Source organism: Methylobacterium endophyticum, from assembly GCF_050591105.1.
Classification (GTDB): domain Bacteria; phylum Pseudomonadota; class Alphaproteobacteria; order Rhizobiales; family Beijerinckiaceae; genus Methylobacterium.
This window is the reverse complement of the sequence record NZ_JBNHES010000013.1, coordinates 19,734-41,655: the sequence shown is the minus strand read 5'-3', so window position 1 is coordinate 41,655 and position 21,922 is coordinate 19,734. Positions and strand designations below refer to the sequence as shown.

Genomic DNA, 21,922 nt, shown 5'->3' with positions numbered 1-21,922 from the left:
GGACCATGAGCCTCCTCATCACCCTCGCCGCCGACATCCTCGTCGCCATCCTTTTGGTGGCCACCATCGTCACCTCGATGCGGCTGTCGCGCCGCATCGCCCAGCTCAAGGGCGACGAGGCGGCGCTGCGCCAGACCATCGCCGACCTGATGAGCGCCAGCGGCGCGGCCGAGCGGGCCATCGGCGGCCTGCGCGCGGCGCTCGCCGAGACCGACCGGACGCTGGCCGAGCGGCTCGGCACCGCCGAGCGCTACGCCGCCGACATCGCCGTGCAGGTCCAGGCCGGGGAGAGCGTGCTCGCCCGCATCGGCGCCATCGTCGCCCAGGCGCAGGGCCGCCCCGCGCCCGTGCCCGCGCCGGCCCCCGCCTCCGTGGTGACGGTCGAGCCGGCCTCGCGTCCGGCGCCCCCTCCCGCAGTGCCGGCCTCGCCCAACGGCGAACGGCTCGGCGCCGCCGCCGCCGCCGCGCTCGCCATGTCCGAGCGGGCCCTCGGGCGGATCCGGAGCAGGGCCGCATGAGCGCACCGGCCGGGCCGTCCTCCGCGACGAAGCAGGTCGCCGCCGCGCGCGCCAAGGGCGAGGCGCGGCGCAACTCGCCGCTCGCCCTCCCGCGCCTGAAGCAGCCGCGCCCGTTCCGCCTGCGCCTGATCGACGCCGTGACCCTCGCCGCCGGCGGGCTCCTCGTGCTCAAGCTCGTGGGGCTCGCCGTCGAGACACCGGAGCCCGCCGCGCCGCCGCCCTCCTTCGCCGGCGTGCTGGCCCAGGCGCGCACCGGCTACGAGATCCCCGATCCCGCCACCACCGGCTCGGTGTCGAAGCCGCCGGAGGAGAAGAAGGCCGAGCCGCCGCCCCTGCCGCAGCCGGCGATGCCCGAGCCGGTCTCGGCGACGGAGAAGGCGCTCTACGAGAAGCTCGGCGCCCGCCGCGACGCGCTCAAGGCCCGCAGCGACGACCTCGACCTGCGCGAGAAGATGCTCGGCGAGGCCGAACGCAAGCTCGAGGGCGGCGTCACCGATCTCAAGCAGGGCGAGGACAGGGCCGAGGGCGGCGCGGGCAAGAAGGCCGAGGCGGAGAAGGCGGCCTTGCGGAACATCGTCACCATGTACGAGACGATGAAGCCGAAGGACGCCGCGCGCGTCTTCGACAGGCTGAACCACGAGGTGCTGGTGCCGATCGTGCTCGCCATGAACCCGCGCAAGATGGCCGAGGTGCTGTCGGCGATGCAGCCCGAGACCGCCGAGCGGCTCACCGTCGCGCTGGCCAACAGGGCGCGCGGCGTCGGCGACAAGCAGGCCAGCGCCGCGCCGGCCCTGCCGCCGAGCGAGTTGCAGGCGATCGATCCGGCCGCGCCCGCGCGTTAGGGCGCGGGATGCCCCGCCTCAGCCATGCGCGAACTCCCAGTAGAGCTGGCGGGCGCGGCGGAACATCGGGCCGGGCTCGAACTTGCGGTCGTCGAGGCCGGTGATGGGCGCGAGCTTGGCGAAGTTGCCGGCGGTGAAGACCTCGTCGGCGGCGAGGAAGTCCGCGTAGGAGAGCGTCGTCTCGACCACGTTCACCCCGGCACCGCGCAGCAGCGCGATCACCCGCGCGCGGGTGATGCCGGCGAGGAAGCTGCCATTGGCGACGGGCGTGTAGACCACGTCGTCCTTGGCGAGGAAGGCGTTGGCGTTGGCGAACTCGGCGACGTTGCCGAGGGCGTCGCGCATCATGCAGTTGGCGAATCCCCGGTTGGCCGCCTCGATCAGCGCGCGGGCGCCGTTCGGGTAGAGGCAGCCGGCCTTGGCATCCACCGGCATGGTCTCGATGGTCGGCCGGCGATAGGGCGAGAGCGTCGCGCGCACGCCGGTCGGCAGCGGCATCGGCGCCACGTAGAGGCTGAGGCACCAGTTGGTGCTCTCGGGATCGAAGCGCACGCCCCCGGCGAAACCGTCCTCGGCCCAGTACATCGGCCGGATGTAGAGCTCGGCATCGTGCGGGAAGTGCTTGAGCCCGTCGGCGACGAGCTCGGCCCAGAGGCCCTCGCTCACCTGCGGCTTCAGCCCCAGCGCCAGCGCCGAGCGGTTGACGCGGGCAAGGTGGCGGTCGAGGTCGGGCGTCACGCCCTCGAAGGCGCGGGCGCCGTCGAACACCGTCGAGCCGAGCCAGGCGCCATGGGTGCGCGGACCCATCATGCGCACGTTTCCGGGGTGCCAGGCCCCCTCGAAATAGGTCCAGGTCTGGTCCGCGGGGGCCGAGCTCATGGGGTGCGCCTGAGTTGTCCGGGTGACGGATGGAAGGAGACGTGCCGGCCCGTTCCCCCGAACGGGCCGGCGGGTCGCGTCAGGCGGCTTCGGCGAAGCCGATGGACGGGGTCGAGCCGCCCTTGAAGGTGCGCTGGATGCGGCCGATGGCGCGCATGGCGAGGCCGACCATCTTCGGCTGAGTCCGGCGGCAGAAGGCGACCTTCCGCACGTAGCTCTCGACATGCCAGTGGCAGACCGCGCCGCGCGGCAGGAACAGCACGTCGCCGGCCCCGAAGGTCTTCACGGTGCCGCGGCCGTCGTCGATGGTCGCCGAGCCTTCGAGGAAGTAGATCGTCTCGTCGATGTCGTAGTGCCAGTCGAACTTGCCGGCCGTGCAGTCCCAGACCAGGGTGCTGGCGAGGCCGTCGGCGCTCTTCGAGAGCACGGCGTTGCGGGCCTGGGGCGTGCCCTCCTTGATCCAGCTCGGCTCGATCGGAGCCGAACGAAGGTCCACCGAGGTGACCGAGGGTATCATCGGGGTCGTCGACATGGGTTTCAGTGCTCCCTGAGATCGCGGCGGACCGGCGCGCGATGCCGCGTTCCCGTCGCGGGAAACAACAAACGCCACAGATCGCGATTCCTCAAGAAAAGCATTCGAGCGTAGTTAATTCGACGCTCGCAAATCGACGCAGATCACGATTGCGCACAAGTACAGTATTGAAACAGTTCCGTCCCGATGTCCTGTTGCGGGACGACCGGACGCGTCGCGACGTGGCGCAGCCGGGACGATTGTCGCGACGGTTTTCGGTCTCCGTTCACCACCCGGCGAAGGAGAGACCCCGTTTACCGACGATCTTCACGCGATCCCGGAAGGCCATCGGCGAGAGGTTGGTTCGGCCCTTGCGCGATCGATCCCGAGATCGGGCGAGACGGCCCGAAACGGGACATCATCGATGCGAGCCGAAACCATCGCGGTCCATGCCGGCTTCGAGCACGATCCGACGACGCATGCCGTCGCCGTGCCGATCTACCAGTCCGTCGCCTATTCCTTCGACAGCGCCGACCACGGCGCCGCCCTCTTCAACCTCGAGGAGGAAGGGTTTCGCTACAGCCGCATCGCCAATCCGACGGTGGCGGTGCTGGAGAAGCGCGTCGCCGAGCTGGAGGGCGGCCATTCGGCGCTCGCCGTCGCCACGGGGCAGGCGGCGCTCCACTACGCCATCGCGACGCTCGCCGACCACGGCGGCAACATCGTCAGCGTGCCCCAGCTCTACGGCACCACCCACACGCTTCTGGCGCATGTGCTGCCGCGCCAGGGCATCACCACGCGCTTCGCCGCCAGCGACAGCCCCGAGGACATCGCCAAGCTGATCGACGGCGACACCCGCGCCGTCTACTGCGAATCCATCGGCAACCCGGCCGGCAACATCTGCGACATCGCCGCGCTCGCCGAGGTCGCGCATGCCCACGGCGTGCCGCTGGTCGTCGACAACACGGTGGCGACGCCGATCCTGCTGCGCCCCATCGAGCACGGCGCCGACATCGTCATCGGCTCGCTCACCAAGTTCATGGGCGGCCACGGCACCACGCTCGGCGGCATCCTGGTGGATTCCGGGCGCTTCCCCTGGATGGCGCATGCGAAGCGCTTCCCGATGTTCTGCGAGCCGGACGTGTCCTATCACGGGCTCGTCTATGCCGAGCATTTCGGGCCGGGCGCCTTCATCGCGCGGGCCCGCAGCGTCTACCAGCGCACCACCGGCGCGGTGCTGCCGGCGATGAGCGCCTTCCTGCTGCTCCAGGGCATCGAGACGGTGGCGCTCCGGGTCGAGCGCCATGTCGAGAACGGCCGCAAGGTCGCCGAGTACCTGCGCGCGCATCCGAGCGTCGCCTGGGTGAACTATGCCGGGTTTCCCGACAGCCCGAACCACGCCATGGCCCGCAAGTACCTGAACGGTCAGGGCTCCTCGCTGCTGACCTTCGGCGTGCGCGGCGGCTTCGAGGCGGGCAAGACCTTCTACGACGCGCTGAAGCTGGTGAAGCGGCTGGTCAATATCGGCGATGCCAAGTCGCTCGCCTGCCACCCGGCCTCCACCACGCATCGCCAGATGACGCCGGACGAGCAGCGCAAGGCGGGCGTCTTTCCCGAGATGATCCGCGTCAGCGTCGGCATCGAGCATGCCGACGACATCGTCGCCGACCTCGCCCAGGCGCTCGCGGCCGCTCACCCGGCCGCCGGCACCGACGCACAGGCGGCCTGATTGCCATGGACGGAGCACGCGGCATGTTCGAGGCGAGGAGCACCGAGGCGGACGCGCTCTCCGAGCGGATCCCGGAAGGCGCGCGCGCCTATCCGGCATCCCCCGCCCTGCCCGGCCGGCCGCTGCGGATCGGCCTCCTCAACAACATGCCCGACGCCGCGCTCGCGCAGACCGAGCGGCAGTTCCGGCACCTCGTCGGGAGCGGCGCCGAACTGTTGCTGTTCTCCCTCGACGGCCTCCCGCGCGGCGCCCAGGCCCGCGCCCATCTCGAGGCGGCCTACGCCTCCCACCGGGCCCTGCCCTCGGCCCGGCTCGATGCCCTGATCGTCACCGGCTGCGAGCCGCGCGCCGGCCGCCTCCGTGACGAGCCGTATTTCCCGGAGTTCGCCGGCCTCGTGGATTGGGCGAGCCGCAACACCGCCTCGACCCTGTTCTCCTGCCTCGCCGCCCATGCCGCCGTGCTGCATCTCGACGGAATCGAGCGGCGACCTTTGCCGGCGAAGCATTCCGGAATCTACGAGAGCGCGGTGGTCTCGGCGCATCCGTTGGTGGCCGGCGGCCCGGCGAGCGTGCCGGTTCCGCATTCGCGCTGGAACGACCTCGCCGAGACCGAGCTCGCCGCCGCCGGCTACGCGGTCCTGCGCCGCTCGGAGGATGTCGGCGTCGATCTCTTCGCCCGCGAGACCGGCGAAAGCCTGTTCGTGTTCCTGCAAGGCCATCCCGAATACGACGGCGACAGCCTCGCCCGCGAGTATCGCCGCGATGTCGGCCGCTTCCTCGCCGGCGAGCGCGAGGACTGCCCGGCGCTGCCGGCCCATTACTTCCCCGCCGCCACCGCGCGCCGGCTTTCCGCCTTCGCCGAGGCGGCCAAACGGGACCGCTCGCCGGAGCGGTTCCAGCACTTCCCCTCGATCGACGCCCGGCCGCCCCTGCAAGACGCCTGGCAGGCGGGCGCGGCCGCCCTCTTCCGCAACTGGCTCGCCCTCGTCGCGGAACGCCGCGAGGTCCGCGCCGATTCCCCCGCCGTGACCGCCTGAGGCCGCCATGCTGCACGTCTCCCCGGACAGCCTCGACAGGAAGTCCTCCACCTTCGGCTGGATCGGAGCGCTCCAGCGCACCGGCCGCATCGATGCGAGCCCGTCGCGGACCTTTCCCGTCGTGATCGACGCGCTCGCCGCCCTGCACGGCGAGGCGCCGGCCCTGATCGGCGAGGACGAGCGCTTCAGCCATGCGGGCCTCGCCGCCCGCCAGAACCGGGTTGCCCGCTGGGCCCTGTCGCAAGAGATCGCCAAGGGCGAGACGGTGGCGCTGCTCATGCGCAACCGGCCCGAATTCGTCGCGCTCTGGCTCGGGCTGACCCGCGTCGGCGTGCGCGTCGCGCTGCTCAACACCAACCTGCGCGGACGCGGCCTCGCCCACTGCATCGATGTCGCCCGGCCCGCGCACATCATCGTGGAGAGCGGGCTCGCGGACGCCTTCGAGGGCGCGCGGGAGCATCTCGCGAGCGCGCCGAGGCTTTGGCGGCACGGCGCCGGCCCGGACGGCATCGAGACGCTGCTCGACGGTTTCGACGGCGCCCCGCTCTCGGCGGAGGAGGAGCGCGAGGTCGTGCTCTCCGACGAGGCGCTGCTGATCTACACCTCCGGCACCACCGGCCTGCCCAAGGCCGCGCGGGTGAGCCACCACCGCATCATGATGTGGACGCACTGGTTCGCCGGGCTGATCGACCCCAAACCCTCCGACCGGATGTACGACTGCCTGCCCCTCTACCACAGCGTCGGCGGCGTGGTGGCGGTGGGCAGCGTCCTCGTCGGCGGCGGTTCGGTGGTGATCCGCGAGAAGTTTTCCGCCAGCCGTTTCTGGGACGATGTCGTCGAGAACGGCTGCACGCTGTTCCAATACATCGGCGAGCTCTGCCGATACCTGGCCTCGGCGCCACCGCATCCGCTGGAGCGCGCGCACGGCTTGCGGCTCTGCGCCGGAAACGGCCTGCGTCCCGATGTCTGGGAGCGGTTCGCCGAGCGCTTCGCGGTGCCGCGCATCCTCGAATTCTACGCGGCCACCGAGGGCACGGTCTCGCTCTACAATGTCGAGGGCAAGGTCGGCGCCGTGGGGCGCGTGCCGAGCTTCATGGCGCATCGCTCGCCGGCGCTGCTGGTGCGCCACGACGTCGAGACCGGCCTGCCCTGGCGCGGGCCGGACGGGCTCTGCGTCCCGGCGGCGAAGGGCGAGCCGGGCGAGCTGCTCGGCCGGCTCTCCTCGAAGGCCGAGCACCGCTTCGAGGGCTATACCAGCAGCGACGAGAGCGCCCGAAAGGTGCTCACCGACGTGCTGAAAGCGGGCGACGCGTGGATGCGCACCGGCGATCTCATGCGCCAGGACGCGCAAGGGTTCTTCCATTTCGTCGACCGCATCGGCGACACCTTCCGCTGGAAGGGCGAGAACGTCGCCACCACCGAGGTGGCCGAGGCTCTCTCCAGCTGCCCCGGCGTGCTCGACGTGGCGGTCTACGGCGTCTCGGTTCCGGGCACGGACGGGCGGGCGGGCATGGCCGCGATCACCGCCGGCTCCGGCTTCGACCTCGCCGCCCTGCGCGAGGCGGCGGCGACGCGGCTTCCGGCCTATGCGCGGCCGGTCTTCCTGCGCGTCGGCGCCGAGATCGGCCTGACCGAGACCTTCAAGCAGAAGAAGGCCGCGCTCGCCGCCGAGGGGTTCGACCCGTCGCGGGTCGCGGACGCGCTGTACATGGACGATGCCGCCTCGGGCGCCTACCGGCCGCTCGATGCCGCGCTGTTCGCCGGGATCGCGACGGGGGCCGTGCGCCTGTAGGCGCGCGCTCGAGGCGCGCCCCGGCCTGTACCGGCCCCGGAATCACGAAGGCCGCCCCGGCTTCGAACCGGGGCGGCCCTTCGTCGGACCCGTCGAGGGGGTGTCGATTACTGGAAGGTTCCGCTGCGGACCGCCTCGACCATCTTCGAGATCGCGTCGATCGAGTGGAAGTTCTTCGGGTTGAGGCAGGACGGCGGGATCATGATGTCGAACTCGGCCTCGATGGCGAGCATCAGGTTCACCAGGTCGAGGGAGGTCAGCCCGACATCGACCAGCGCATCGGCCGACCGGAACTCGGCGGTGATGGCGTGACGCGCGGCGATCTCATGGGCGAGGGCCATGGCCCTCGTGGTGACGGACTGGATGTCGGGCTGCGGCATGGCACTCTCGCAAGAATTCGGAAACATCGATGAACGTTTTCGCGCGCGCGACGGGCTGCGATGACGTCGATGCCCATGGATTAGATCCCGCTTTGCCTGCGGTCAACGAGAGAGCAAATTTAACGATGAATTTGGTTAAATTGCTAAAGAGCCAGATTACGTAGTTTTCGAGCATTCGGATAACTCGATCTTAGCATCGTCCGACCCTATACTTGCGCCATGTCGTCGGCCTTCCCGCAGCCTCCCGCCGCGGCGCCGCCGAACCGCCGGCCTCGACGCCGCCGAGGAGTTCCATGAGCATCCACTACACCACCGGAACGACCCAGAGCCTCGCCGATGCGGGCGATTTCGGCGCGCGGGCGGCCGCCGCCGCCGCCATCGCCGCCGCGCATGCCGAGAGCGTCGACCGCGAGGGCCGCTTCCCGGCGGAGGCCCTCGAGGCCCTGCGCACGCAGCGCCTCCTCGGCGCCGCGATCCCGATCGCGCTCGGCGGCGAAGGCGCCTCCCTCGGCGCGCTCGCCGATGCCTGCTACGCGCTCGGCCGGGCCTGCGCCTCCACGGCGATGATCTTCGCCATGCACCACACCAAGATCGCCTGCCTCGTGCGCCACGCGGACGGCGACCCGACCATCGACGGCGTGATGCGCCGCATCGCCGCCGAGCAGCTGCTGATGGCTTCCTCCACCACGGAGGGCAACAACGGCGGCAATGTCCGCTCCAGCGCCGCGGCCATCGAGCGGGACGGCGACCACGTCATCCTGGAGCGCGCCGCCACCGTCATCTCCTACGGAGCGGAGGCCGACGGCGTCGTCACCACCGCCCGCCGCGCCGCCGATGCCGGCGCCTCCGATCAGGTGCTCTGCGTCTTCCTCAAGGAGGACTACACCCTGGAGCGCCTGAGCGGCTGGGAGACGCTGGGCATGCGCGGCACCTGCTCCGCCGGCTTCAAGCTGCGCGTGCGCGCCGCCCCCGAGCACGTCCTCGCCGCGCGCTATCAGGAGATCCACGGCCGCACCATGACGCCGGTCTCGCATATCCTGTGGTCGAGCGCCTGGGCCGGCATCGCCGCCTCGGCGGTGGAGAAGGCGCAGGCCTTCACCCGCACCGCCGCCCGGCAGGCCGGCGGCCAGACGCCCCCCGGCGCCGTCCACTACGCCCGCGCCGTGTCGAGCCTGAAGCAGGCGCGCGCGCTGATCGCGGCGGCCCTCGACCGCTACGAGGCCCTCGCCCAGGACCCCGCCGCCCTCGACGCGCTCGATTTCCAGACCACGATCACGATGCTCAAGGTCGACGTCTCGGAACTGGCGCTCGCCGCCGCCAACAGCGCCATGCGCGCCAACGGATTAGCCGGCTACCGGCAGGACGGCGACTTCAGCGTGGGCCGCCAGCTCCGCGACCTGCTCTCGGCGCCGATCATGATCCACAACGACCGCATCCTCGCAAATCTTTCCACCGCGACGCTGCTGGCGCCCGTCGCCGCCAGCCTGCGCGCCTGATCATCACCGCACCTCAAGGAGCCGCTCCCATGAACATGAAGGTCATGAACGTGCCGGCCTCGCCGCCGGCTGCCGACCCGCTCGACACACTGTTCGACACGCTGTTCCGGCCCATGAACGCGCTCGGCGTCTACGGCCGCACCGGAGCTTACGAATCCGTGGTCGAGGCGCTGGCCGCCCTGATCTCCTCCAAGCGCGAGACGGGCACGGAGGTGTTCCGCTTCCCGCCGGTGATGAGCCGCGCGCATCTGGAGCGCCACGGCTACCTCAAGAGCTTCCCGAACCTGCTCGGCTGCGTATCCTGCCTCGACGGCGGCGAGGCCGAGATCCGGGCCTCCGCCGACAAGCATCTCGGCGGCGGCGACTGGACGGCCGACCTCCAGACCGCCGACCTCGTGCTGACGCCGGCCGCCTGCTACCCGGTCTACCCCATCGCCGCCGCGCGCGGCGCGGTGCCGGGGGAAGGGTATCGCTTCGACGTCGCCTGCGACTGCTTCCGCCGCGAGCCCTCGCGCAACCTCGACCGGCTGCAATCCTTCCGCATGCGGGAATATGTCTGCATCGGCACGCCGGAGCAGGTCAGCGCCTTCCGCGAGCGCTGGATCGTCAAGGCCACCGCCCTCGCCGACGAGCTCGGGCTGACCTACACCGTCGAGACCGCGAGCGATCCGTTCTTCGGCCGCGTCGGCCAGATCATGGCCTTCAGCCAACTCGAGGCGGCGCTGAAGTTCGAGCTGCTGGTGCCGCTGCGTGGCGCGGCCGCCGGCACCGCCTGCATGAGCTTCAACTACCACCGCGAGCATTTCGGCACGACCTGGGACCTGCGCCACGAGGACGGCGAACCCGCGCATACGGGCTGCGTCGCCTTCGGCATGGACCGCCTCGCGGTGGCGCTCTTCGCCACCCACGGAGCCGAGATCGCCGACTGGCCCGAGTCCGTGCGTTCGGCCCTGCGGCTCTAATCCGAAAACATGCCCCTCGACCCTCACGCCCGCCGCTTCCTCGACATCATCGCCATGGGCGGCGTGGCGGAACCGAGCGTCGCGGGGCGCAGGAACTCGCTCGCCAATCTCGCGCGGCTCTCGAAGCCGCGTGTCCCCTCCCCCGCGGCGAGCCGCGACCTCGTGCTGCCGGGCCCCGGCGGCGACCTGCCGGCGCGGCTCTACGATCCGCCGGGCGCCGACGACGCTCCGCGCGCCGGCCTGGTGTTCTTCCACGGCGGCGGCTTCGTCGCGGGCGATCTCGACACCCATGACGCGATCTGCCGGGCGCTCTGCGAGGCCGGCGGGGTCAGGCTCCTGTCCGTCGCCTACCGGCTCGCCCCCGAGCATCCCTTCCCGGCGGCGGTGGAGGACGCGCTCGCGGCGGTCCGCTGGACCTTCGCGCAGGCGCCCGCGCTCGGCATCGATCCGAACAGGCTCGCCGTCGGCGGCGACTCGGCCGGCGCCGGGTTGGCGGCCCTCGTCTGCCAGGAGGCGCGCGGCATGGCGGGGATGCCCGTCGCCGCCCAGCTCCTGCTCTGCCCCGTCCTCGACGCCGCCGGAGAGGAACCCTCGCGACGGGATTTCGCGGAGGGCTACTTCCTCGACGCGGCGACCATCGCGCGCGACATCGAGGCCCTCGGCCTCTCCGGTCACGACCTCGCCGACCCGCGCCTGTCGCCGCTGCGTGCCGCCGATCTGAGCGGATTGCCTCCCGCGATCCTGCACACCGCCGAGTTCGACATCGTCCGCGACGACGGCACCGCCTATGCCGCGCGCCTCGCCCAGGCGGGGGTTCCGGTGCGCCACACCTGCCACGCCGGCATGATTCATTATTTTTATGGTCTCGGCAGCTTGATCCCCGCCTCTTCCGCCGCTCTGCGGACGATGGGACAGGAATTGTCGGCCGCGCTCGGCGAGTAAACGCGCGCCTCCGACAATGGAGTTGGCACGAAAGCTGCCCCTGGAAACCCCAGATACAGCAGCCATCGCCCTCCGGTTTCGCCCATGACATTCCAACCCGACGACCTCGCGCGGCCCGCGTCCCTGACGCTGTGGTCGAGCGAGCCCGACGCGCCCAAGGCCGTCGTGCCGCGCGACTACCCGACCCTGCGGGAGGCGCTGCGCGAGGCCGGCATCGCCATGAGCGCGGACTCGGCGAGCCCGTGGATCATCACCGATTCCGGCCTGATCCTGAGCCCGGCCTGGCTCAGGGGCCATCTCGGCGGGGGGAATGCATCCACGTCCCTTGCCGCCGGGGCGGGCCCGGAGCGCTGCGGGCCGGACACGCGGCTCCTGTCGGCCCTGCCGACGCTGCCCGACAGGAAGCGCGAAGGCGAGAGGCGCGTGCGCCTGCCCCCCATGGTCGTGCGCGGTCGGGACCGCGAGCCGGGATCGGCCGCCCGCCCCTGAACCGATCGCCCCCGAACCCGCCGGCTCAGTCGGGCAGGCTCATGGTGCCGTCCGGCAGGAGCGCGAAGCCGGGGTTCCAGGCGACCTCCCAGAGCGTGCCATCCGGATCGGCGAAATAGCCGGAATAGCCGCCCCAGAAGACGTCCTGGGCCGGCTTCACCAGCGTGGCGCCGGCCTCCACCGCCTGGGCGAGGACGGCATCCGTCTCCTCGCGGCTCGCGGTGTTGTAGGCGAGGCTGAAGCCGCGAAATCCGTTGCCCTCCGCCGGGACGCCGGCATCGGCCGCGAGCGCCCCGCGGGGATAGAGCGACAGCGCCATACCGCCGACCTGGAAGAAGGCGACGCCGTCGAGCTCCTTCAGCGAGCGCGCCCAGCCGAGCGCCTCGTAGAAGGCGACCGCGCGGGCGAGATCGGCGGTGGCGAGGGTGACGAGGGTCAGGCGCGGCTGCATGGGACTCTCTCAGGACTCGGCCGCCGCGTCCTCGGCGGGGTCCGCCGGCTCCGGCGCAAGAGCGGGCAGGTGCCGCTCGTGCCAGAGGCGCAGGCGTTCCAGCGCCGGATGGGCGAGGTTGCGCCTCAGATAGCCCTCGATGCGCGGCAGATGGGCGAGATAGCCCGGCTTTCCGTCGCGGCGGTCGAGCCGGGCGAAGATGCCGAGGATCTTGGTGGCGCGCTGGGCCGCCAGCACCGCGTAGGCGCGGGCGAAGTCCTGCACGTCGAACTCCGGCTCGCGGCCACGGCGCTCGCGGGCGTAGAGGCCGAGCAGGCGCAGCTCGAACTCGGCGCTGCAATCGACCCGCGCGTCCTGGAGGAGCGAGGCGACGTCGTAGGCCGAGTGCCCGAGCACGGCGTCCTGGAAATCGATGACGCCGACCCGCTCCAGCCCCTCGCGCTCGGGGAGCCAGATCAGGTTGGGGGAGTGGTAGTCGCGCAGCGTCCAGGTCGGGCGGGCGGGCATGACGCCTTCGATCGCCTCGGCCCAGAGCGCGAGGAACTCCGCCCGCTCGGCCCGCGACAGCGTGTGGCCCGCGAAGGGTGCGTACCATTCGGGCAGCAGCTCCACCTCGAAGAGCAGCGCCTCCGCGTCGTAGGCGGGCAGGACGTGGTCGATCCCGTCCGCCACGGGCAGGACGGTCGGTAGCTCGGTGGCATGCAGCTTGGCGAGCAGCCGCGTCGCCTCCGAATAGCGCTCGGAGCGCGGGCCGGAGGCGTCGACCACCGGCTCGCTGCCGAGATCCTCGATGACGAGCAGGCCGTTCGCCAGATCCTCGCCGTAGATGCGGGGCGCCGAGAGCCCCAGCGCCCGCAGGCCCCGGTCCATGGCGACGAAGGCGTCGATCCGCTCGGCGAGCTTGACGATGGCGCTGTAGGGCTTGCCGTCGCGCACCGGCGGGCCGTCGGCACGCTCGGGGGAGATCATCAGGATGGCGGTGCCGCCGTCGGGCTTCCTCAGGCGCTCGTAGGCGCGCGAGGAGGCGTCGCCCTGCATCCTGACGCGCTCGGCCTCGTCCCAGCCGGATTTGGCCAGCAGCACCCGGATCGCCCGCGCCCGGTCGAGCCGGGCGCGCATGCCCCCGGTGCCCGCGCCTCCGGTCCCGTCGATGCGGGCGAAGCGCGCGCCCTCGCCGAACTCCGCCCTCAGCGAGAGCTCCACCGAGAGCACCGGGCCGTGGCGCGGCGGCAGCTTCTCGGGCCATTCGACCAGGGTCACGGCGTTCTCGCTCAGCTCGTCGAAGCCGAGCTCGACCAGCTCGTCGGCGGAGCGCAGGCGGTAGAGGTCGGCATGCAGCACGGCGAGCCCGCCGCGCCCCTCGTAGGGCTGCATCAGGGTGAAGGTCGGGCTCGGGACCTCGAGATCGGGGTCGCCGGTCAATTCGCGCACCAGGGCGCGGGCGAGGGTGGTCTTGCCGCCGCCGAGCCCGCCCGAGAGCGCCACGAGGTCGCCCGGCATCAGGAATTCGGCGAGGAAGCGCCCGAGATCCTCGGTGGCGCCCTCCTCGGGCAGCACGATCTCCCAGGCCGGCGGTCCCGGCCGCTGCTCCGGCTCGTCCCGCATCGAGGTGTCGCGACCGTCCCCGTTCACCGCCGATCCCTCCTGCGCGCCACGGCGCGGCCGGGCCAGGCCGTCATAGCGAAGGAGTCTTAACCAAAACGGGGCGCCCCGTCGAAGGGGGCGCCGGACGGCTCACAGGCTCAGGAAGGCCGCCACCAGGCCGATATCGGTGAGGCCGTGCAGCATCTGGTCGAAGCCGAGCAGCCACCAGAACTGCACGTTCGCCGGCGTCCAGTGCCCGCGCCGTCCGATCAAGGCCTTGCTTCGGTCCACGCTGAAATGGATCGCCCCATCGACGAGGCAGAGCCACCATAGGCGGGGCGCCACCGCCAGCGCCACGAGCAGCGTCGCGCCCATGTGGCAGCCGACATGGGCCGCGAGCGGCGCCAGCCAGCCCCGCTCCTGCTCCTTGCCGCGCGCCATCCAGTCGGTCTGGAGCACGAAATCGGCGACGTAATGCTTCACGATCATGGTGCAGGCGAGCACCAGCATCGTCCAGACAGGGACCAGTACCATCCTCCCCCCGGTCGGCAGGCGTCGCTTTGGCGAACCTTGGCGTTAAACCGGGTGCGTCCGCAAGCCATGAAGCGACGGACCCCTCCGGCCTTTCTGCGGTTGCGGAACCCGGCTTGTCGCGGGAGCCGAACGCGTCCATCCTCGGTTAACGGTTCGTTAAGACCTCGCGCCCGCGCGCCGGGCCGGGCCCTGGGATCCGGAGACGACGATGACGGTGGGTTCGATCGGCGAGGCCGTCGCGGCGGCCTCCGGCTTGTTCCGCTTCGGCTTCCGGCCCGGATTGCCGGCGGCTTTCGACAGCACGACCGGCGACGGCGAATCGCCGGACGACGGCGGGGCGGACGAGCCCGACACCCTGTTCCTCGCCGTGGAGGACGCGCTGCGCGAGGCCGGCTACCTCGACGGGTGAGCGCCGCGGAAACGACGGCACCCTGGACGATCCTTATCCGGCGCGGAGCTCCCGCGCCGGTCTTCGATGCATCGGCACTATCGGAAGCATGTTCTTTCTATAGAACACGAGGCCGACGATGAAGCCCTTCTCCCGGACCGCCCCGCCGCAAGACAAAGCTTTTGCGAAACTTATCGGAGAGTGTCTTATAGGACCCTCTGGCTCCCTCGCGCCCTGACGCGGATCGCCATGGCGTCTTGACATCGTTCTGTAAAACGAACGAAAACGACGCCCGTGAGGCCGCCGCCGCGTGGTGCGGCCGTCACGGGATCGACGCGTTCGGAGGACGATGTGAGCATGGCGCAGGCAAAGCGGAGCGCGTGGCGCGGCGGGTTGGCGGGGCTGGCCGTGGCCGCCTGCCTCGGCATCGCTCCCCCGGCGCGGGCCGCCGAGACGGCGCTCCTGAACGTCTCCTACGACCCGACGCGCGAACTCTATCGCGACATCAACGCCGCCTTCGCCGCATACTGGAAGGCCACGACCGGGGAGACGGTGACGGTGCGCGCCTCGCATGGCGGCTCGGGCGCGCAGGCGCGGACGGTGATCGACGGGGTCGACGCGGATGTCGTGACGCTCGGCATCCCCTCCGACATCGACGCCATCGCGAGGCTGACCAAGAAGATCCCGGCGGACTGGCGCGGCAAGCAGCCGAACGAGGGCCTGCCCTACACCTCCACGGTGGTGTTCCTGGTGCGCAAGGGCAACCCGAAGGGCGTCAAGGACTGGGACGACCTCGTGAAGCCCGACGTCAAGGTCATCACTCCGAACCCGAAGACCTCGGCCGGCGGGCGCTGGAACTTCCTCGCGGCCTGGGGCTACGAATACGCGAAGAACAAGGACGTGGAGAAGGCCAACGCCTTCGTCGGGCAAATCTACAAGAACGTGCCCGTGCTCGACACCGGCGCGCGCGGCTCCACCGTGACCTTCGCCCAGCGGGGCTTGGGCGACGTGCTGCCGACCTGGGAGAACGAGGCCTATCTCGTGTTCGACGAGTTCGGCCGCGACAAGTTCGACGTGGTGGTGCCGCCGGTCTCGATCTACGCCGAGCCGCCGGTGGCGCTCGTCGAGGCCAATGTCGACCGCAAGGGTAGCCGCAAGCAGGCGGAAGCCTACCTCGCCTTCCTCTACTCGGACGAGGCCCAGGCGCTCTTCGCCAAGCACCACTACCGGCCGCTGAAGCGCGAGGCCGCCAAGAAGGAGGACCTCGCCCTCCTGCCCGACATCAAGCTCTTCAAGATCGAGGACTTCCAGGGCAACTGGGACGACATCCAGAAGAAGAACTTCGACACCGGCGGGCTGTTCGACCAGATCAGCAAGGCCGGGCGCTGAGCCTGTGAACCGCCTCTCCCCTCCCCCCTTCTGCGGGGGAGGGTGGGCCTCGCGTGAGCGAGGGTCGGGAGAGGGGAGAGCCGTATCCGGAGAGGGTGCCTCCCTCACCCGACCCGCTTCGCGGGCCACCCTCTCCCGCAAAGGGGAGAGGGAAGAACAAACCTGAGTTTGCCGCCGTTATTCCTCGACACACCTGAAAGAGACACGATGGTCGAGACCTTTCGGCCGAGACGCCGGTTCCGCCGGCAGAGCGTGATACCGGGCTTCGGGATCACCTTCGGCTATACCCTCACCTGCCTCGGCCTCGTGGTGCTGCTGCCGCTCGCGGCGCTGGTGGCGAAGGCCTCCGGGCTCGGGCTCTCGGGGATCGTCGAGATCGCCCGCGACCCGCGGGTGGCGAGCGCGCTGAGGGTCAGTTTCGGCGTCTCGTTGCTGGCGGCGCTGACGGCCTCCGTCTTCGGGTTCCTGGTGGCCTGGGTGCTGACCCGCTACCGCTTCCCCGGCCGCCGGATCGTGGACGCGGTGGTCGATCTGCCCTTCGCCCTGCCCACCGCCGTGGCCGGCATCGCGCTGGCCTCGCTCTACGCCCCGAACGGGCTCGTCGGCGGGCAACTGGAGAAGCTCGGGATCAAGGCGGCCTACACGCCGGTCGGCATCTTCATCGCCATGGTCTTCATCGGCCTGCCGTTTGCCGTGCGCACGGTGCAGCCGCTGATCGCGGAGATCGACAAGGAGATCGAGGAGGCGTCCGCCACCCTCGGGGCGAACCGCTGGCGGACGCTAACGCGGGTGATCCTGCCGCCGCTGATCCCGGCGGTGCTCACCGGCTTCGCCCTCGCCTTCGCGCGGGGCGTGGGGGAATACGGCTCGATCATCTTCATCGCCGGCAACCTGCCCTACGTGTCGGAGATCGCGCCGCTGCTCATCATCATCAAGCTCTCCGAGTTCGACTACGGCGGGGCGGCGGCGATCGCGACCATCATGCTCGCGATCTCGTTCCTGACGCTGCTCGCCATCAACCTCATCCAGGCCTGGAGCCGGCGGAGATTCGGCTATGTCTGAGGGTATCGCACCGTCCACCTTCGCCGCCGGGCACGACGGCGAGGCCGCCGCGAGCGTCGTCACGGAAGGGGGGGCCGTCCGCTGGTTGCTGACGGGCGTCGCGATCCTCTTCCTGGCGCTGTTCCTGGTGCTGCCGCTGTTCACGGTATTCGCGCAGGCGCTGGCGAAGGGGTTCGACGCCTATCTCGCCGCCTTCCGCGAGCCGGACGCCTGGAGCGCCATCCGCCTGACGCTCACCGTCGCGGCCATCGCCGTGCCGTTCAACCTCGTCTTCGGGGTGGTGGCGGCCTGGGCCATCGCCAAGTTCGAGTTCACCGGCAAGAGCCTGCTCGTGACGCTCATCGACCTGCCCTTCTCGGTCTCGCCGGTGGTCTCGGGGCTGATCTACGTGCTGCTCTTCGGCTCGCAGGGCCTGTTCGGGACCTTTCTCATCGAGCACGGCATCCAGGTGCTGTTCGCGCTGCCGGGCATCGTGCTCGCCACGGTCTTCGTGACCTTCCCCTTCGTCGCCCGCGAGCTGATCCCGCTGATGCAGGAGCAGGGCACCGCCGAAGAGGAGGCCGCGCTGACGCTGGGCGCCTCCGGTTTCCATACCTTCCGCACCGTGACGCTGCCCAACATCCGCTGGGGCCTGCTCTATTCGGTGCTGCTCTGCAACGCACGGGCCATGGGCGAATTCGGCGCGGTCTCGGTCGTGTCCGGCCATATCCGCGGATTGACCAACACCATCCCACTCCACGTGGAGATCCTCTACAATGAGTACAACTTCGTTGCCGCTTTCGCCGTCGCAACCCTCCTTGCCGGCCTCGCCCTTGTCACGCTCGCCATCAAATCCTTCCTCGAGTGGCGCTACGCCGGCGAGCTCGCGGCCGGCGGCCGGCATTAGCGGCACGCCCACCGCCATCCGCGTCGAGGGCCTGTCGAAGACCTTCGACACGGCCGCCGTGCTGCACGACCTCTCCCTCGACGTGCGCGCGGGCGAGTTGATCGGCCTGCTCGGCCCCTCCGGCTCGGGCAAGACGACGCTGCTGCGCATCATCGCCGGGCTCGATTTCCCCGATCGCGGCCGCATCCTGTTCGGGGGCGACGACGCCACCGGCCTGCCGGTGCAGCAGCGCGCCGTGGGCTTCGTGTTCCAGCACTACGCGCTCTTCAAGCACATGAGCGTGGCCGACAACATCGCCTATGGGCTCAACGCCCGGAAGCGCTCGGAACGGCCGGCGCCGGCCGAGATCAGGCGCCGGGTCGGCAACCTCCTCGACCTCATCAAGCTCTCGGGCTTCGCCGACCGCTACCCCTCGCAACTCTCCGGCGGCCAGCGCCAGCGCATCGCGCTCGCCCGCGCGCTCGCCGTCGAGCCGCGCGTGCTGCTCCTCGACGAGCCCTTCGGCGCGCTCGACGCCCAGGTCCGAAAAGACCTGCGCCGCTGGCTGCGCGAGATCCACGACCGCACCGGCCAGACCACGATCTTCGTCACCCACGACCAGGACGAGGCGCTGGAGCTCTCCGACCGCGTCGCCGTGCTCGACAAGGGCCGCCTCGAACAGGTGGGCACCCCGGACGAAGTGCAGGACCGGCCGGCCTCCGCCACCGTGCTGCGCTTCCTCGGCGATTCCATCGAGGTCGAGGCCATCGCCGAGGGCGGGCGCGTGCTCGTCGCCGGGCGTCCGACCCCGGTCGCGGCCCCCGCCGGGCTGATCGGGCCGGTGGCGCTGCATGTGAGGCCCTGGCAGCTCCAGTTCGTGGAGCCGGCCCAGGCGCATCTCTCCGGCACCGTGCGCTCGTCCTATCGCAGCCAGGGCCGCCAGCGCATCGAGGTCGACCGGCCGGAGGGCAAGAGCCTCATCGTCGAGGATTTCGATGGCGACCGCTACGAGCCCGGCCGTGCCGTGGGCCTGCGCATCAACGGCGGCTACGTCTTCGCCTGAGACTTGTCTCGCGGGACGGCACCGGCCGGGCTATGGCCTCGGCCGTGTCCCTCCCGATGGGTAGTCCGATGACCGCTTCCGCCCCCCGTCCCGACGTCCTCGCCGCCATCGGCGGCACGCCGCTGATCCGGCTGAAGCGGGCCTCCGAGGAGACCGGCTGCACCATCCTCGGCAAGGCGGAGTTCCTGAACCCCGGCCTCTCCGTGAAGGACCGCGCCGCGCTCTCCATCGTGAAGGACGCCGAGGCGCGCGGGCTGATCCGGCCGGGCGGCACCATCGTCGAGGGCACGGCCGGCAATACCGGCATCGGGCTGGCGCTGGTGGCGAGCGTGCGCGGCTACCGCACCCTCATCGTCATCCCCGAGACCCAGTCGGCCGAGAAGAAGGAGACCCTCAAGCTCGCCGGCGCCCGGCTCGTCGAGGTGCCGGCGGTGCCCTTCTCCAACCCGAACAACTACGTCCACGTCGCCCGGCGGCTCGCGGAGAAGCTCGCGGCGACGGAAGCCGCAGGCGCCTTCTTCGCCGATCAGTTCGACAACGTGGCGAACCGCCGAGCCCATGTGGAGGGCACCGGCCCGGAGATCTGGGAGGCGACGGGGGGCAGGGTCGACGGCTTCGTCTGCGCGGCCGGCACCGGAGGCACGCTCGCCGGCACGGCGGAAGCGTTGCGCGCCAGGAACCCGAAGGTCGCCGTCGCGCTGTCCGATCCCGAGGGCTCGGCGCTCTACGCGCATTACACCACCGGGGCGCTGAAGGCCGAAGGCTCCTCGATCACCGAAGGGATCGGCCAGGGCCGCATCACGCGGAACCTCGAGGGCTTCACCCCCGACCACGCCTTCCGCATCCCCGACGCGGAGGCGCTCGACATCGTCTTCGGGCTGATGCGCGAGGAGGGGCTCTCGCTCGGCGGCTCGTCGGGCATCAACGTCGCCGGCGCGATCCGGCTGGCGAGGGCGCTGGGGCCCGGCCACACCGTGGTGACAATCCTCTGCGACGGCGCGGCACGCTACGCCTCGAAGCTGTTCAACCCGGCCTTCCTGCGTGAGCGCGGCCTGCCGGTGCCGGGCTGGCTGGAGGCTTCCGCGGGACCGCTGCCGGACTGGCGCGCCTGAGTTCCCACGTCAGGAAAAAGTATTTCGCCGCCCGACATGTGAACGGTCCGCCGCCCGCGACGTTTGATCCCCGCCAAGCCGCCGCGTCCCGTGCGGCCGACCTTCAAGGATCATCGATGTCGCTCGTCACCATCCTCCTCATCATCCTGATCCTCGTCGCGCTCGGCGGCGGCAACTTCCTCGGCGGGGGCGCCTATCGCGGGCCGGGTTTCGGCATCGGCGGCATCCTGCTCATCATCCTGATCGTGCTGCTCGTGACGGGACGGATCTGAGCGCGGTCATTTCCGGCAGGTGATCGGGACCACCGCCCCGCTCACCCGCGACGCGATCGTGCCGAGCGAGGCATCCCCGGCATGGGCCGGGGCGCCGGTCGCCACGCCGTTGGCGGCGAGGAAACCCGCTACCGCGCTCCCGCCGACGACCGCGTGGCTCGTCGGCGGCATCACCCCGGCGACGAGGCGCGGCGCGGCGGGAAAGCGGGAGACCAGCCCCCCCAGCGCGCCGCTCCGGTCGAGCACCGGGGCGCCGGAGGCGCCCGGTTGAAGCGGCGCGAACAAGCCCCCCGACGCGCTCCCCGACCCCGGCGCAACCGACAGGCCGGACGCATCCGCCGCCACGGTCACGAGCATGTCCCCGGAGGCGATTGCCTGCTGGGAGACGGCAAGCGCCGCTCCCGCCGCGACGCCGCCCGCATCGAGCAGCGCCAGGCCCGAGGCCGGGTCCGATTTCACCAGCCGGGCGGGGGCGCCGCGAACCTCCGGCGCCGCGCAGCCCTCCAGCACCGACGCGACGGTCAGCACCCGCCCCGGAGCGACCGCGAGCCCGGTTCCCGCAGGCGCGCCCGGTGCGAACCCGGCCGGCGGCTTCAGCTTGGCCACGATGATGTCGGGGGTGGGCGGTCCCGCCTCGGGGAACGGCACGAAGCTGTTGGCGACCGCGATGACGAGCCTGTCCACTTCCCCGGAGAGGGGCTTGTCGTAGGCGAGGGTGAAGCCGCGCACCCCCTCCCGGCCGGCGGCGTGCCGGACGTAGAACTTGCCCGTCGCCGTCTCGCCGGTGACGACGATGAAATCCGGCTTCTTCAGCTTGTACGTCACCATGCGGCCGGCGGCGGGGGCGGTCGCGCGCTCGAACAGCGCGTCGAGCCCCGACTCGCCGGGCTTGGATGAGCGGCTCTCCAGGGTCACGCGGCCATCCGCGCTCTGCCAGCGGGTGCCGCCGGGGATGGGAGTGCGCTTCGGCAGCAGCGCCTCCGGCACGCCGACGATGACGCCGCTCGCCGGATCGGGGCGCACCGAGAACTTCGCCGCCTTGCGCGCGCTCTCCCCGGCCGCGAGGATCGCGGCGCGCGCGCGGGGGTCGAGGAGGTCGCCCGGCTGGCGGGTGCGGGCCTTGTAGGCGGCGAGGGCCTCGAAGGTGCGGCGCCCGAAGCCGCCGTTGACGACGCTGTTGTAATCCCCCGTCCAGACCAGGGCGTCCTGGATCGCCTTGCGCTCGGCCTCCGGTAGCCCCTCGTAGACGGACCGGGCCGCCTCGAAGGCGGGATCGGCGACGGGGGCCGCCGCGGGCGGCTTCGGCTTCGCCGCAGGGGTGGCGAGCTGTCCGGCGGCAGCCGGTGGCCGAGGGCTCGGCGGGCCGGGCTCCTGGGCGGCCGCCCATGTCGCGGGGAGCGCCATCACGACGGCTGCCGCCCATCCGGCGACGGCTCTCCTGCGACCGCGACGCGCCATGCATTTCCCCCCTCGCTCGTAGCGGATGCGGGAGCGTGTCAGACCTCCCTCGGCTTGGCCAGAGCGGCGGGGCCGGCCTCTCCCGCTCCGTGAGGAAGCGCACCGGGCGCGAGGGACGCCATTGCGGCCTCGGCGGCAAGTGATACCGTCCGGCCCGATTGCGCCGT

23 protein-coding genes are annotated in these 21,922 nt (G+C 71.2%); 16 read left to right on the top strand and 7 right to left on the bottom strand.

From position 1 onward, the window contains the following. Window positions 1-5: 5 nt before the first annotated feature. Both ACP56T_RS14900 and ACP56T_RS14895 read left to right on the top strand, forming a co-directional pair. The gene (locus ACP56T_RS14900; RefSeq protein ID WP_430912917.1) at window positions 6-518 is read left to right on the top strand and encodes a DUF6468 domain-containing protein; all 513 of its coding nucleotides are present in this window, start codon (window positions 6-8) and stop codon (window positions 516-518) included. After that, entirely contained in the window at window positions 515-1,360 is an 846-nt protein-coding gene (locus tag ACP56T_RS14895) for a MotE family protein (protein ID WP_430912916.1), read from the top strand. Before ACP56T_RS14900 ends, ACP56T_RS14895 begins: the two co-directional genes overlap by 4 nt. 18 nt (window positions 1,361-1,378) lie before the next feature. On the opposite strand, the gene ACP56T_RS14890 is transcribed toward ACP56T_RS14895, so the two are convergent. Both ACP56T_RS14890 and ACP56T_RS14885 read right to left on the bottom strand, forming a co-directional pair. Beyond that, window positions 1,379-2,239, bottom strand: coding sequence for a branched-chain amino acid aminotransferase (locus ACP56T_RS14890; RefSeq protein ID WP_430912915.1), 861 nt, complete (start codon window positions 2,237-2,239; stop codon window positions 1,379-1,381). Between the two features lie 79 nt (window positions 2,240-2,318). Then, window positions 2,319-2,771 (bottom strand): cupin domain-containing protein, encoded by a 453-nt coding sequence (locus ACP56T_RS14885; protein ID WP_430912914.1) that lies wholly within the window; start codon window positions 2,769-2,771, stop codon window positions 2,319-2,321. 403 nt (window positions 2,772-3,174) lie between these two features. Here ACP56T_RS14885 and ACP56T_RS14880 point away from each other — a divergent pair, with 403 nt between their 5' ends. The 3 genes from ACP56T_RS14880 to ACP56T_RS14870 are packed head-to-tail and all read left to right on the top strand — an operon-like array spanning window position 3,175 to window position 7,308. After that, a complete protein-coding gene (locus tag ACP56T_RS14880) occupies window positions 3,175-4,479 on the top strand; it encodes an O-acetylhomoserine aminocarboxypropyltransferase/cysteine synthase family protein (protein WP_430912913.1) in 1,305 nt (434 codons plus the stop codon). A gap of 23 nt (window positions 4,480-4,502) precedes the next feature. Next, window positions 4,503-5,516, top strand: coding sequence for a homoserine O-succinyltransferase MetA (gene metA / locus ACP56T_RS14875; protein WP_430912912.1), 1,014 nt, complete (start codon window positions 4,503-4,505; stop codon window positions 5,514-5,516). Between the two features lie 7 nt (window positions 5,517-5,523). Beyond that, a complete protein-coding gene (locus ACP56T_RS14870; protein WP_430912911.1) occupies window positions 5,524-7,308 on the top strand; it encodes a long-chain-acyl-CoA synthetase in 1,785 nt (594 codons plus the stop codon). 107 nt (window positions 7,309-7,415) lie between these two features. Here ACP56T_RS14870 and ACP56T_RS14865 read toward each other — a convergent pair whose 3' ends face one another. Beyond that, complete coding sequence (locus ACP56T_RS14865) at window positions 7,416-7,688, bottom strand: phosphopantetheine-binding protein (RefSeq protein ID WP_430912910.1); 273 nt, start codon at window positions 7,686-7,688, stop codon at window positions 7,416-7,418. A gap of 293 nt (window positions 7,689-7,981) precedes the next feature. Here ACP56T_RS14865 and ACP56T_RS14860 point away from each other — a divergent pair, with 293 nt between their 5' ends. The 4 genes from ACP56T_RS14860 (at window position 7,982) to ACP56T_RS14845 (ending at window position 11,577) form a co-directional block, all read left to right on the top strand. Beyond that, entirely contained in the window at window positions 7,982-9,184 is a 1,203-nt protein-coding gene (locus tag ACP56T_RS14860) for an acyl-CoA dehydrogenase family protein (protein ID WP_430912909.1), read from the top strand. A gap of 29 nt (window positions 9,185-9,213) precedes the next feature. Continuing rightward, window positions 9,214-10,146, top strand: coding sequence for an amino acid--[acyl-carrier-protein] ligase (locus ACP56T_RS14855; protein ID WP_430912908.1), 933 nt, complete (start codon window positions 9,214-9,216; stop codon window positions 10,144-10,146). Window positions 10,147-10,155: 9 nt separating this feature from the next. Then, complete coding sequence (locus tag ACP56T_RS14850) at window positions 10,156-11,088, top strand: alpha/beta hydrolase (RefSeq protein WP_430912907.1); 933 nt, start codon at window positions 10,156-10,158, stop codon at window positions 11,086-11,088. An 84-nt stretch (window positions 11,089-11,172) separates the two neighbouring features. Then, on the top strand, window positions 11,173-11,577 hold the full coding sequence (locus ACP56T_RS14845; RefSeq protein WP_430912906.1) for a hypothetical protein: 405 nt from the start codon (window positions 11,173-11,175) through the stop codon (window positions 11,575-11,577). A 25-nt stretch (window positions 11,578-11,602) separates the two neighbouring features. Here the strand turns inward: ACP56T_RS14845 and ACP56T_RS14840 are convergent, their stop codons facing one another. From ACP56T_RS14840 to ACP56T_RS14830, 3 genes are all read right to left on the bottom strand, one after another. After that, the gene (locus ACP56T_RS14840) at window positions 11,603-12,028 is read right to left on the bottom strand and encodes a VOC family protein (protein ID WP_430912905.1); all 426 of its coding nucleotides are present in this window, start codon (window positions 12,026-12,028) and stop codon (window positions 11,603-11,605) included. Window positions 12,029-12,037: 9 nt separating this feature from the next. Continuing rightward, entirely contained in the window at window positions 12,038-13,633 is a 1,596-nt protein-coding gene (gene tsaE / locus ACP56T_RS14835; protein ID WP_430913019.1) for a tRNA (adenosine(37)-N6)-threonylcarbamoyltransferase complex ATPase subunit type 1 TsaE, read from the bottom strand. 129 nt (window positions 13,634-13,762) lie between these two features. Beyond that, window positions 13,763-14,146: a DUF3307 domain-containing protein gene (locus ACP56T_RS14830; RefSeq protein ID WP_430912904.1), complete on the bottom strand. Its 384-nt coding sequence runs from the start codon at window positions 14,144-14,146 to the stop codon at window positions 13,763-13,765. Window positions 14,147-14,354: 208 nt separating this feature from the next. Here ACP56T_RS14830 and ACP56T_RS14825 point away from each other — a divergent pair, with 208 nt between their 5' ends. The 7 genes from ACP56T_RS14825 to ACP56T_RS14795 all read left to right on the top strand — a co-directional run bounded on the left by ACP56T_RS14825 (window position 14,355) and on the right by ACP56T_RS14795 (window position 20,297). After that, window positions 14,355-14,555 (top strand): hypothetical protein, encoded by a 201-nt coding sequence (locus tag ACP56T_RS14825; protein WP_430912903.1) that lies wholly within the window; start codon window positions 14,355-14,357, stop codon window positions 14,553-14,555. A 336-nt stretch (window positions 14,556-14,891) separates the two neighbouring features. After that, complete coding sequence (locus tag ACP56T_RS14820; RefSeq protein WP_430912902.1) at window positions 14,892-15,923, top strand: sulfate ABC transporter substrate-binding protein; 1,032 nt, start codon at window positions 14,892-14,894, stop codon at window positions 15,921-15,923. Between the two features lie 207 nt (window positions 15,924-16,130). Beyond that, window positions 16,131-16,985 (top strand): sulfate ABC transporter permease subunit CysT, encoded by an 855-nt coding sequence (cysT, locus tag ACP56T_RS14815; protein WP_430912901.1) that lies wholly within the window; start codon window positions 16,131-16,133, stop codon window positions 16,983-16,985. Next, complete coding sequence (cysW, locus tag ACP56T_RS14810) at window positions 16,978-17,871, top strand: sulfate ABC transporter permease subunit CysW (protein ID WP_430912900.1); 894 nt, start codon at window positions 16,978-16,980, stop codon at window positions 17,869-17,871. Before cysT ends, cysW begins: the two co-directional genes overlap by 8 nt. A 58-nt stretch (window positions 17,872-17,929) precedes the next feature. Further along, window positions 17,930-18,913, top strand: coding sequence for a sulfate/molybdate ABC transporter ATP-binding protein (locus ACP56T_RS14805; protein WP_430912899.1), 984 nt, complete (start codon window positions 17,930-17,932; stop codon window positions 18,911-18,913). Between the two features lie 68 nt (window positions 18,914-18,981). After that, entirely contained in the window at window positions 18,982-20,025 is a 1,044-nt protein-coding gene (locus ACP56T_RS14800) for a cysteine synthase A (protein WP_430912898.1), read from the top strand. A gap of 116 nt (window positions 20,026-20,141) precedes the next feature. Beyond that, entirely contained in the window at window positions 20,142-20,297 is a 156-nt protein-coding gene (locus ACP56T_RS14795; RefSeq protein WP_430912897.1) for a DUF3309 domain-containing protein, read from the top strand. Window positions 20,298-20,303: 6 nt separating this feature from the next. Here ACP56T_RS14795 and ACP56T_RS14790 read toward each other — a convergent pair whose 3' ends face one another. After that, window positions 20,304-21,755, bottom strand: a complete 1,452-nt coding sequence (locus ACP56T_RS14790) for a serine protease family protein (RefSeq protein ID WP_430912896.1) — start codon at window positions 21,753-21,755, stop codon at window positions 20,304-20,306. Window positions 21,756-21,922: the final 167 nt, after the last annotated feature.